Consider the following 11900-nt stretch of genomic DNA (forward strand, 5'->3'; position numbering starts at 1 on the left):
CAGCTCCAAAATCGGATGGATGAAAACGCCAAACCTTCCTTTCCTCAGTACAGGTGGATCGGAGGGCAGAGGCGCTGTCGCACCTCTAATTTGCCCATATGTCTCATTACTAAATTGCTGCTACACACAAATATCGCATAAGATAGATTATGGAACTAGCTTATATGGCTGGATCCGCCAATCAGCTCGTAATATCGGCGATTTGCGCCTTTGCTGCTTGCGCCAGAACCTTTGGTTCGCTTGGGAAAACGAAGTTGGTGCCACCTGCCGCAGCCCAGACAACATTGAACTGCATCAGGCTTTCGTCAGCGTAAGCATCAATCTCGATCAGATGTCCCAATGGTGAAACGCCGCCAATGGCAAAGCCTGTTTCCTTGCGCACGTGTTTGGGATCGGCCCGGTGCAATTTCTCGCCGGTCAACTTGGCAGCCTTGTCGAGATCGAGCTTCCTCGGCCCTGAGACCAGAAACAGATAGAGCTTATCGGTCTCAGCGCCTTGAAAGATCAAGGACTTGACGATCTGCGCCACGGTAACGCCGCACTGGATTGCTGCATCCTCAGCAGTATGCGTTGAATCGGCCATCTGGCGAATTTCGATATCAAGCCCGGCAGCATGCGCAGCCTGGCGAACCCGCTCGACACTCTTGCTCATAATTCAACCTCGAAAGACAAGCCGTCAAAGGCAGGTTCGACATTGTCCGGCGTCTCGTGCAATACAGTTTCATAGTCCAGAGGCACATGCATATGGGTCAGGATTGCTCGACGGGGCTTGAGCTTATTGATCCATTCCATTGATTCATCAAGAGAAAAATGACTTGGATGCGGTCTGTACTGCAACGCGTCGATAACAAGCGTATCAAGATCGAACAGCTGTGCGGCGGTCTTATCCGGGAACGCGCTGACATCGGAGCAATAGGCCACGTCTGTAATACGAAAACCCAGGGATAGGATATCGCCGTGCACTTGCGGCAATGGCAGAAAGCTTATGGCGCCGCCAGGACCGCCGATCTCAAAAGCCTGATCATGCACGATCTCATGTGGCCGCAATATCGGCGGATAGCTCGATCCTTCCGGTCGCTCGAAGCAATAGCGGAAACCTTCGAGCAGCCGCTTCTGCGTCGTTACGTCAGCATAAATATCCACAAGATCACGGCGATCGATGACAAACGTACGAAGATCGTCGAGGCCGTGAATATGGTCGGCATGAGCGTGCGTATAAATGACCGCGTCGAGCCTGCCCGGCCCAAAATCGATCATCTGCGAGCGAAAATCCGGCCCCGTATCGATGACTACGGCGGTTACACCGCCACTATCCGCGATGCGTTCCACAAGCATGGAGGCACGCCGCCTACGATTCTTCGGATTGTTTGGATCGCATTTACCCCAGTCGCCATTGATGCGCGGCACGCCAGGAGACGAACCGCAACCAAGAATGGTGAAGCGTAAGCGATCAGGCATCTGCGGGCCTTGGCATCTTGGTGAACAACCGGAATACATTATCTGAGGTCAGCGCGGCGATCTCAGCTTCGCTGACGCCGATTGTCTCCGCCAGAACGGCCGCCGTATGGCGGACGAAACTTGGCTCATTGCGCTTGCCACGATGAGGCACCGGAGCGAGATATGGCGCATCCGTTTCGACCAGAAGCCGGTCGCGCGGCACGTTGCGAGCGATTCGCCGAATTTCCGGCGAGTTCTTGAACGTCAGGATACCGGAGAAGGAGACATAGCCGCCAAGTTCGACACCCACCCGTGCGAGCTCCGCGTCCGACGAGAAGCAGTGCAGGATGAAAGGGAAGGCCCCCTTCCCTGTTTCTTCCCTGAGGATCGAAATCATGTCGTCATCAGCGCTGCGCGCATGGATGACCAACGGCAAGCCCGTAGCGCGCGACGCAGCGATGTGCGTGCGAAATCCCTGCGCCTGGGCTTCCGGCGGCGCGTAATCGTAGTGATAGTCGAGCCCGGCCTCGCCAATCGCAACCACCTTGGGATGCTCGGCGAGCCGGATCAGATCCTCGGTCGTAACATCAAGCTCTTCATGCGCATTGTTCGGATGCGTTCCGACCGACGCGTAAACGCTGTCATATTGCTCGGCGATCTTGATGATGTCATCAAAGCGTCTGACACGCGTGCAGATTGTCACCAGGCGTTTGATGCCATGGTCAAGTGCCCGCTCAACGATGGCGTCTCGTTCCTCGGCAAAATCTGCAAAATCCAGATGGCAATGACTGTCGACAAGCATGGGCTATCAGGCTTCTTTGTCTGCTTCGACGTAACGCGGGAAGACCGGCTGCGGCGCCGGAAGATCAGTGCCGGGCACAAGTTCACCACCGGAAAGGTCTGCAAAGTTCCGCTTGTCCGCCGGTACCGCGAGGATTTCGAGCAGTTTCGCCGCTGATCCCGGAATGAACGGCTGGCAAAGAATGCTGATACGCCGGATGACTTCCGCCGTCACGTAAAGCACGGTATCCATACGCGCCGGATCAGTCTTTTTCAGCGCCCAGGGCTCCTGCGAAGCAAAATAACGGTTGGCTTCAGCCACAACGCCAAAGATTGCCGCCAGCGCCAAGTGCAGCGCCTGCGTGCCAACTGCCTTGCGTGCTGTTTCCAGCGCTGCTGTTGCCTGATCAAGAATTGCCTTGTCTGCATCGGTGAATGCGCCTGGCTGTGGCACCTTGGCATTGCAATTCTTGGCGATCATCGAAAGCGAACGCTGTGCCAGATTGCCGAGATCATTGGCCAGATCCGCATTGGTCCGATTGACAATGGCTTCGTGGCTATAATTGCCGTCCTGACCGAATGGTATTTCACGCAGGAGGAAGTAGCGCAGTTGATCGAGGCCGTAGTGCTCGACGAGCGACACCGGATCGATGACATTGCCAACCGACTTCGACATTTTCTCTCCGCGGTTGAACACGAAGCCATGGCCGTAGACGCGTTTCGGCAATTCGATGCCCGCTGACAACAGGAATGCCGGCCAGTAGACCGCATGAAAGCGGATAATATCCTTGCCAATGATATGGACGTCCGCCGGCCAATAGCGCCAGCGCTCAGCCTTTTCATCGGGATAGCCAGCTGCGGTTATGTAGTTGGTCAGCGCATCGACCCAGACATACATGACATGCTTTTCGTCGCCGGGAACCGGAATGCCCCAGTCAAACGTTGTCCGCGACACGGAAAGATCCTTGAGACCGGACTTGACGAAGGATACTACCTCGTTGCGACGCTCATCCGGACCAATGAACCCCGGATTGTCGGCATAGAGCTTCAGCAATCGATCCTGATAGGCCGACAAACGGAAGAAATAGCTCTCCTCTTCCAGCCATTCGACAGGTGTTCCCTGTGGACCATAGCGCACATTATCGGCGCGGACTTCAGTCTCTTCTTCCTGGTAATAGGCCTCATCACGCACGGAATACCAGCCGGCATACCCGCCCTTGTAGATGTCCCCGGCCTCGACGATTTTCTGCCAGATCGCCTGCGATGCCTTGTAATGCCGCTCTTCGGTGGTGCGAATGAAGTCATCATAGGATGCATTCAAAAGATGGCCCATGTCACGGAAAAGCTTGGCATTTCTGTCAGCCAGCTCGCGAGGTGAAATACCTTCTTTGCGCGCCGTCTGCAACATCTTGATGCCGTGCTCGTCGGTGCCGCTCAGGAACAGGACATCCTTGCCGTCATGGCGGTTGAATCGCGCAATCGCGTCGGTCGCGATGAGCTCGTAGGCGTGGCCGATGTGCGGGCTACCGTTCGGATAGGAGATCGCAGTTGTGATGTAAAATGTTTCGCGGCTCATGCGTGACCTGATTTCGTCTTTTGTTGCAGCATCTTGGGAGGCCTGACATAACCCATGTCCAGCCTGATTGCCATACCGGCAAAGCTCTATCGAGCACCTGCCAGGGCGCGATGCATTCGTTCCAGAAAAATGAGTACGGTCTGCTTGCGATCGAGATTAAAGGCAGCTGCCTCCCTCGCCTCATTCTGCATGTCGTTCCAAAGGCCGGACCAACGGTTGGCCTGAGCGATATCGTGCTTCTCTGCAGAAAGCCTCGCCTTTGCGGCGATGCGCGCCAACAAGTCCTCGAGGAAGAGATCATACTGGATTTCCGCATCACGGCCGGATAGCGCCGTGGCCAGCGCATGTGCCTTCGGCACATCAAGAACGGGTTTGCCCAGGATGGCATCGACGGTATCGGAAATTTCAAGTCCACCGAACGCCAACAGCAAGGCAGCTTTGCGGACACTGCCATCGGCATGAACGATGAGTGAGTCCACGTCAGCCGCCTGCGCTGCATCCAGGTTGATGGCGTTGAGTGCTGAAACCAGGTCCTGCCGCGCGAGTGGCTCGAAGCGGATTGACTGGCATCGGGAGCGTATTGTCGGCAGCAACCTGCCGGAAGAATGCGAGATCAAAATGAACAGGGTCCGCTGCGGAGGCTCTTCAAGAGTCTTCAGTAAGGCATTGGCAGCATTGCGATTCATGTCATCAGCTGGATCGACGATGACGATACGCCAGGATCCATCATGAGCTGTGCGGTTGAGAAAGTGCGTGACACGGCGGACTTCATCCACGGTAATTCCGGTTTTGAATTTTCCGGTCTTCGCATCCACCGGGCGGCTGATGTGAAGGAGGGCCAAATGCGTACCGCTGGCGATCTGCCGATAGGGGGCAACTCCATAATCTGGCACTGCAAGCGCCAGTGGTGCTTCACGCTCTGCTGGATATCTCAACATATGCCCGGCCAGGTGAAACGCCAGCGTGGCCTTGCCTACGCCCTGCGGCCCTTCCAGGAGCAAGGCGTGATGCATCTGACCCGACTGGTACGCTTGCGCGAGGAACGACTTGATTCCCGCGTGCCCGAACAATGCCGGATTGGCGGAAGGCGCAGGCACGCCATCGATTGCATCATGGGTTGCCGGTACATCAAGGACAGCATCGCTCATTTCGCGACCTCAATCGATTGCTTCGGTTTGATCCCGTGACTTGCCTTCAACTCGTCGACAAGCGCAGCGATCTCCCTGGCGATCTCGCCGGCGGGACGATCAGCGGCGACGACTTTGCAGCGTTCCGGTTCCTCGGATGCAATGGCAAGGTAGGCATCGCGCCGCTTGTGATGCAGATCGATTGTTTCTTTTTCGAAACGGTCGGCTGTCCCTGCCCCGCGCCGCGCATTGGCGCGCTGCAGACCGACCTCTGCCGGCAGATCAAGGATGATTGTCAGATCGGGCATGAGACCATTGATAGCCATCTGTTCGATGGCGCGCATCAGATCTGGATCGAGATCGCCGGTAACGCCCTGATAAACCCGGCTGGAATCGATATAGCGGTCGCAAAGTACCATGCGTCCGGATTTCAGTGCCCGGCGCATCACCTGTTCGACATGGTCATTGCGCGCCGCCGCAAACAGCAGTGCCTCCATCGCCGGGCCAAAGGGTTCAGCGGCACCACTCAGAATGACATGGCGCACGGCTTCGGCACCGGGCGAACCGCCAGGCTCGCGCGTAACCAGCACATCATCGCCACTTGCGCGCAGATGCTCAGCCAGCCGCGCAATTTGCGTGGATTTGCCGGCACCCTCGCCGCCTTCGAATGTGATGAATAGTCCTTGCACGCGTCAGCCGCCTTCGATGCAGAGCATAATCCCTTGCAAATGGTTCTAGCGTTCGAAAATGAAAAGGTCGAGGCAGGAATAACTTAGAACTTGAGTTGGCGGACCCAACCCGTTGTCAGTTCCAATACCGCATCGAGCGAGCGTTTTTTCAGATCGCCACTCTCCACCGCTTCCGCCGTATAGACCGGCGTTTCTTGCACCAGATCGTCTCCGATCCAGATCCGCAAGATCCCGACTTCCTGGTCCGCCTTGATTGGTGCAACCAGAGGACCTTGATACACGACATGCGCTTTTAACCTGTCACGATTGGCAACGGGTACGAGAAGGCTGATCTTTTCATGCGCCATCAGTGCAACGCCTGATTTTACGCCCCCAAACACGCTCGCTTCGCCGATCGTCTCCCCTTCGGCAAATATCCCGATTTCCTCGAAAGCCTGGTAAGCCCACTCGAAAATGCGCTTGGCTTCCTCCGCCCGCTCTTTGTCACTGGCCAGGCCGCTCAGAGCAGCGATATAGCGTCGCCCATTCCTTTCGGTAGAACCGACAAGGCCATAGCCGGATTGTTCCGTATATCCGGTACCCATACCGTCTGCACCAATATCAAGGCGCAGGAGTGGATTGCGATTGCGCTGGAAAATATTGTTCCAGGTGAAATTGTCCTGCGCATAGGTTCGGTAGTACTCCGGATATTCCTTCTTGATATGCCGCGCCAGGGTGACGAGATCTGTAAGCGAGACCCGCTGTTTTGGGTCCGGCAGTCCGGTCGAATTGACGAATGTCGAATTCTTCAGACCGAGCTCCCTGGCCCGCGCGTTCATCATCTCCGCGAATTTCGGCTCAGACCCGGCAATGCCTTCGGCGAGAATGATGCAGCCATCATTGGCTGATTGCACTATAACGCCCTGGATGAGATCGCCAACACTGATGGACGACTTGAGCTTAGCGAACATGGTCGAACCGCCTGATGGCGCACCGCCTGTTCGCCAGGCATTCTCGCTGACCGTATATTGTGTCGCAGGCGTGATTTTACCCGTCTTAAGTTCGTGAAACACCACCTCCATCGTCATCAGCTTGGCAAGAGCAGCCGGTTCGATCAACGTATCGGGGGACTTCGCATAAAGAATTGTTCCAGTCTGATCCTCTACCATCAAGGCCTGTTCGGCCTTGGTATCGAACAAGGCCTCCTGCGCCATTGCACCGGCAACAGACGCCAGTGTGATAGCTACACCGATGGCAACAAGACGGACTGGGGCAGTCAAAAAATGTCTGGGGTTTTGAATTTCAATTGCCGTCATCGCGAACGACAAACGCATCATCTGCGCCAGCCTTCCAGGCAGCCTGAAGCAGGGCATCGGTACCCTTCCCAGAATTGGCGCGCGCAATCAGTTCGATCCGGCGGCCTTCGGGACTGTCTACTTCGGACAATTCCACTTTGCCGAATGGGACAAGCGCCGACATTACCCGTGCGGCCTCTGCCTTTCCGGCAAACAGCCCAACCTCGATGTACTCGCCGGATGGTTCAACACCGCGGGGCAAACCGTTCATGCTTTTCCATGAAGCAGATACAGCCTCCGGCGAGAGAATCCCGGCGGCCGCCCGCACTGTGCGGTTGGCGCTGGCCACCCGCTCGCTGGCATAGGAGCTTATGAATGGTGACTGTGCACTCTTGTTGCCCTTGAGCGAGCCAAGAAGAACGGTCGGCTTGTCATCGACGAAGGGGCCGATTAACGGCAGCACCGGAACGATGTCTGTATCAAATGTCAGTGTATTGGTGTCCGCGGGCGCAGCCATCGCCGGCTGCTGCATATTCAGGCGCGCAGCTTGATCGTCCAGCGAGACCGGTTGGTTTCCAAGACTTGCCACCTGGATGCCAGCCGGCTGTTGCCGCTGCATTCCAGGAATGGGAACAGGTGCCCGGCTCGTCGGCGTACCGCCGTTCATGGCAATCATGACGCCCGATGCTGGTTGACCCCAGGGATCGGGTGCGCCGGGTCCGCGATAGGATGCCATCAGGAAAGCATCGTCGCTGCCTTCGAGCGGCGCCCGCCCGACATACTCGACCTTCACATCAGCTGTCCCGGTGTGCTGGTAATCCAACACTGTTGCTGCTTTCTGCGACAGATCGATCACGCGGTCGCTGTGGTAAGGGCCGCGATCATTGACGCGCACGATGACCGAACTGCCATTGGCCAGGTTCGTGATACGCGCATAGCTGGGCAAGGGCATCGTCGGATGCGCGGCGGTCAGACGTGTGGTGTCGTAAATTTCGCCATTGGCGGTCAACCGGCCATGGAACGCCGATCCATACCAGGAGGCTTTACCCTGACGCCGGTAGCCGGGCTCTTCCTTGGGATAATACCATCTACCGGCAACCTTGTAGGGCTGCCCCAGCAGATTGCGCCCACCGCCGCGCGGAATGTGCCGGAGATCGGTTACGACACGCGGGCTGGCTTTCACGCCATATTCGGATTCGGAGAAATATTCCTTGGGATGCTTTCTCGTTACTTTTGCCTTGGGCGATGCGCAGGCTGCCATCAGGGCGCCCATAGCGACAACTCCCACAACTCGAAAAGCTTTGGCTTTTGACAATGCAGACCACCGGCCGCGCGGGCCGTCCCCAGGTATCTTGATGTATCGATAACAGATCAGAACGATGGCGCAACCCCGAGCCCATCATTGAAGCCACGCCAATTCTATAAGTGGCACTGATAGGTTGATACCCTCTTAACAACACCTATAGTGCGATAAAATCATTGCTTGTGGAGACCCGATGAGTCGCATTTCTCAGATTGTCTACGGTGAATCCTCACCGGAAATTCAAGCCGAATATGATCAAGAACTGAGGCTCCGCGGCCGGATGACGAATATGAAGCGCATCATGCTTCATTCTCCCATGGCACACCGGATCTATGCCGAGTGGTTCACGCTCCGTGATCTGTTGAAGCCGGCGATATCTGATCGGGCGATCTGGTTGTTTGCACTGGCCATATCCGAGGCAAATCATGCGCATGTGCCAACGACCTTTTTCCGCCGCGCCCTGATTGATTCAGGATTCCAGCCGGAAACCATCATCCCCGACGCAGGCGAGATAGTGCTGATCGAACTCGCCAAGGCCATTGTCGCAGATTCCAATGCCGTGCCAGACGCGTTCTGGAAGAAACTTGCGGCGCGTTACGACGAGCCTACACTCGTCAATCTCGTGGCCTTCGCCGGCATCATGGTTGCAACCACCATTTTTACCAATGTTGTCGAGGTCGATCTCGATCCTGAACTCAATTCCTACAGAAAGCCGGACGGCAGCTGAGCAACGCGGCCTAACGCGATCAGTCTGCAAGTTTCGTGACAAATTCCGCATCGCCGCGCAGTGTATTGCTGACGGTGCAGATCTCCTCGGCCAGTTCTACAATCTGGTAACGCGTTGCTTGATCAAGTTCACCATCGATTTCGATATTAATATCGAAACGGGCAACGCGCGAAGGCTCGTCGTACGCTTTTTCGCCCGTCACATGCACCCGAACCTCCTCGAGCTTGTCGGCAACGCCCAACCGGCTGGCGGCAATCCGGGCACTGAGCACGATACAGGCAGACAATGACGCGTAGAGCAGGTCGAGCGGATTGAAACCGGGCTGCGACACGGAGGTGACGATATTGATTTCTCCGCCCGTCTCCGATGTGACAACCGGCAATTCCTTTCCCTTGAGAACCGCTTTTGCACCAACAGCGCGTGTTCTGATTTTCAGTTCCGACATTTGACGCTTCCTGGAAAGCTCGATGATAACCTAGTTGCTGACGCTGCAGGAACAATCAAGCCCTGCCCGAAGGCGGCCCGCAAGGGTAGAAACATCGTCACCGAGTGCCCTGTCCTCCTCCAGCTTTGCGGCGGTTGCGCGGACAAACCTATATGTCTCCTCAGTACCGTTACCGCAGCGATGACCCGGCCTCAGATCGACGGCCTGCGCCGCAGCCAGCATTTCACAAGCCACGAGATTGCGCCATAGATCCATCATGTCGGCGCATTTAGCCACTGTGAGCGGGGTCTGGGTCGCGTGATCTTCCACGCCTTCGGAAACTGGCAGGAAGTCAAGGAGTACGGGATTGGCCTTGTGACGGACCGCACCGACAAGTGCTGTCACAGTTTTCTGTAGCGGAACAAATCCAGCCGATGTCCCGCCAACAGGAGTAAGATAGCGCGGCAGGCCGTTGCGTCCTGATCCTGTCAGCTGAATGAACCGCGCCGCGCTCGCTAGTGCCGCCTGTGCAATTGCGAGGCCGAGAGTTTCGAAAACGAGTGCTAAAGACGGGGTATGGAAATTTCCCGTCGACAGCACGCGACCTTCATCGAGGATCACCAGCGGGTTGTCCGCGGCGGCATTGAGCTCGATCTCGACAGCCTCTGTCGCCGCATTCACCGCGTGAGCAACCGCGCCATGTATAGGCGCAATACAGCGCAGACTGAGCGGATCCTGAATAGCGGCCTTCGCCTCGAACAAAGACGATCCTTCTAGCAAAGCCAACAGTTTCTCCGCTTCGCCGACTTGACCGGTGGCCGGTCGCGCATGCTGGATGGCGGGGATGAGAATAAGCGGGTTGCCGCCAAGCGCTTCAAAGCTCAGGGCAGCCGTCTGGCGCTGGAAATCGAGGAGTGAAGCCGCATCCACCGCAACCAATGCGCCTTGCCCGACGGAGACCGCCGAAGCATTGAGCAAGGACAATCCGTCTTTCGGGCCAAGTCCGGACGGGACGAGGCCGGCCTTTTCAAGGGCTTGCCCAGATGGATAGACCTCGCCCTGATATTCCGCTTTGCCCTCGCCGATCAGGGCCTGCGCAATTGCCGACAAGAGCACAAGGTCGCCAGCACCGATTGAGCCGATTGACCGAACAATCGGATGAACTCTTTTGTTCAAAAGAGCCAACAAGTCATTGAACACATCAGGGGATATGCCAGAACCTCCAACGGAGAGCATCGATAGCCGGGCCGCCATGACAGCGCGGGTTGTGTCGCGCGCCAATGAAGGGCCAACGCCCATGGCGCGCCCGCGCACAAGCTGTTGCTGGAACGCGCTGATATCCTCGGTCACGGAGGTTTTCAGGTTTGCACCGAGACCCGTGTTAAGGCCATATATCTGCTGACCCGAGGCAGCACTCTGATCGAGAATTGCACGCGCCCGCACCAATCGATCATGGACATCGGGTGCGATCTCGACGATCGCATCCTTCCGGGCGATCGCAGCAATTTCAGCGACCGTCGTTCCTGCCCCATTGAGGACAACCGTGCTCATGCAAAACGCAGCCTCTGGCCGATATTCACCTTCTTGGCCTTCTCCAGCATGGCATAGCCGAGCGCAATATCGCTCAGCGACAAGCCGCGATGCCAGAACAGGATTGTTTCCCCATCATTCTCGCGCCCTGTCTTATGGCCGGCGACGATCTGACCGAGTTCGGCATGCAGCGTCTCTTCGGAGAGCTTGCCCGCTTCCACATGCGCCCGCAACGAACCAAACTTGCCGCCTTTGCACTGCCCCCAGTCATCGACCACAACCTTGTCCATGATGTCGGTCAAGGACAATTCCACCGCGCTCATTGTGCCATAGGGCACGACAAAGGCACCGGGCTTGATCCATTCAGTCTTGAGCATCGGTTGCGGCTCCGGCAAGCGCGAGGCTTCCACGACGATATCGGCATCCGCGACACATGAGCGCCAATTGTCGGTAATCACGATCTTCTTGCCCAGATCATTCGACAGCTTCTCGGCAAAAGCATCGCGGCTTTCAGGACGGCGCGAATGCACACGAATCTCGTCGAAATTATAGAGATGATCGAGCAGCCGCACATTCCAGTAGGCCGTCCCGCGCGCCCCGATGTGACCAAGCACCTTCGAGTTTTTGCGCGCCAGATATTTCGCACCGAGAGCCGTAATCGCGCCGGTGCGCATGTCAGTGATCACCGTTGCATCAAGAATGGCACGGGGGGCACCAGTACGCGGATCGAACAGATTGAGCACACCGAATTCGGACGGAAAATTCAGCTTGTAGTTGTCGACAAAGTCTCCGACGATTTTCACACCAGCCAAATTCAAGGGAGCAACATATCCACGCAACACATTGAAATGTCCGTGAAAAGACGCATCCGTCTCGAGGTGAACCCGCGGTTCGATCACAGTCTCTCCATTGCCCTGCGCGGCCAGCGACGTTTCGATCGCCGAAAGGATTTCGGCATCCGTGAGCGCCAGCGCGTCAATGTCGAATGCGTTCAAATAGTCGATGTAGATGGGTTTCATGTTGTTCTCTTTGC

Annotated in this window: 12 protein-coding genes; 1 reads left to right on the plus strand and 11 read right to left on the minus strand. The window is 56.6% G+C overall.

All coding sequences use genetic code 11. The features are described 5' to 3' along the window. Window positions 1-181: 181 nt before the first annotated feature. The 8 genes from AAAC48_RS06040 to AAAC48_RS06075 all read right to left on the minus strand — a co-directional run bounded on the left by AAAC48_RS06040 (window position 182) and on the right by AAAC48_RS06075 (window position 8156). On the minus strand, window positions 182-652 hold the full coding sequence (locus tag AAAC48_RS06040; RefSeq protein ID WP_340653317.1) for a YbaK/EbsC family protein: 471 nt from the start codon (window positions 650-652) through the stop codon (window positions 182-184). Then, the gene (locus AAAC48_RS06045; RefSeq protein ID WP_340653318.1) at window positions 649-1458 is read right to left on the minus strand and encodes an MBL fold metallo-hydrolase; all 810 of its coding nucleotides are present in this window, start codon (window positions 1456-1458) and stop codon (window positions 649-651) included. The genes AAAC48_RS06040 and AAAC48_RS06045 overlap by 4 nt, the downstream gene beginning before the upstream one ends. Further along, complete coding sequence (locus AAAC48_RS06050; protein WP_340653319.1) at window positions 1451-2239, minus strand: TatD family hydrolase; 789 nt, start codon at window positions 2237-2239, stop codon at window positions 1451-1453. Before AAAC48_RS06050 ends, AAAC48_RS06045 begins: the two co-directional genes overlap by 8 nt. A gap of 6 nt (window positions 2240-2245) precedes the next feature. Continuing rightward, a complete protein-coding gene (metG, locus tag AAAC48_RS06055) occupies window positions 2246-3805 on the minus strand; it encodes a methionine--tRNA ligase (RefSeq protein WP_340653342.1) in 1560 nt (519 codons plus the stop codon). A gap of 74 nt (window positions 3806-3879) precedes the next feature. Further along, window positions 3880-4941 carry a DNA polymerase III subunit delta' gene (locus AAAC48_RS06060; protein WP_340653320.1) on the minus strand — a complete coding sequence of 354 codons (1062 nt, stop codon included), beginning with the start codon at window positions 4939-4941 and terminating at the stop codon, window positions 3880-3882. Next, window positions 4938-5609 carry a dTMP kinase gene (gene tmk, locus AAAC48_RS06065; protein WP_340653321.1) on the minus strand — a complete coding sequence of 224 codons (672 nt, stop codon included), beginning with the start codon at window positions 5607-5609 and terminating at the stop codon, window positions 4938-4940. Before tmk ends, AAAC48_RS06060 begins: the two co-directional genes overlap by 4 nt. An 83-nt stretch (window positions 5610-5692) precedes the next feature. Next, the gene (locus tag AAAC48_RS06070) at window positions 5693-6925 is read right to left on the minus strand and encodes a D-alanyl-D-alanine carboxypeptidase family protein (RefSeq protein ID WP_340653322.1); all 1233 of its coding nucleotides are present in this window, start codon (window positions 6923-6925) and stop codon (window positions 5693-5695) included. Continuing rightward, window positions 6891-8156 carry a septal ring lytic transglycosylase RlpA family protein gene (locus AAAC48_RS06075; protein WP_340653323.1) on the minus strand — a complete coding sequence of 422 codons (1266 nt, stop codon included), beginning with the start codon at window positions 8154-8156 and terminating at the stop codon, window positions 6891-6893. Before AAAC48_RS06075 ends, AAAC48_RS06070 begins: the two co-directional genes overlap by 35 nt. Before the next feature lie 223 nt (window positions 8157-8379). Between AAAC48_RS06075 and AAAC48_RS06080 the strand changes: the two genes are divergently transcribed. Continuing rightward, window positions 8380-8913, plus strand: a complete 534-nt coding sequence (locus tag AAAC48_RS06080) for a hypothetical protein (RefSeq protein ID WP_340653324.1) — start codon at window positions 8380-8382, stop codon at window positions 8911-8913. Between the two features lie 19 nt (window positions 8914-8932). Here the strand turns inward: AAAC48_RS06080 and AAAC48_RS06085 are convergent, their stop codons facing one another. The 3 genes from AAAC48_RS06085 to AAAC48_RS06095 are packed head-to-tail and all read right to left on the minus strand — an operon-like array spanning window position 8933 to window position 11886. After that, window positions 8933-9358, minus strand: a complete 426-nt coding sequence (locus AAAC48_RS06085; protein WP_340653325.1) for an OsmC family protein — start codon at window positions 9356-9358, stop codon at window positions 8933-8935. Window positions 9359-9388: 30 nt separating this feature from the next. Beyond that, window positions 9389-10888 carry a histidine ammonia-lyase gene (gene hutH, locus AAAC48_RS06090; RefSeq protein ID WP_340653326.1) on the minus strand — a complete coding sequence of 500 codons (1500 nt, stop codon included), beginning with the start codon at window positions 10886-10888 and terminating at the stop codon, window positions 9389-9391. Beyond that, on the minus strand, window positions 10885-11886 hold the full coding sequence (locus AAAC48_RS06095) for an ornithine cyclodeaminase family protein (protein ID WP_340653327.1): 1002 nt from the start codon (window positions 11884-11886) through the stop codon (window positions 10885-10887). The genes hutH and AAAC48_RS06095 overlap by 4 nt, the downstream gene beginning before the upstream one ends. Between the last annotated feature and the right edge of the window lie 14 nt (window positions 11887-11900).

Origin of the sequence: Phyllobacterium sp. (genome assembly GCF_037994405.1) — a bacterium.
Lineage (GTDB): Bacteria > Pseudomonadota > Alphaproteobacteria > Rhizobiales > Rhizobiaceae > Phyllobacterium.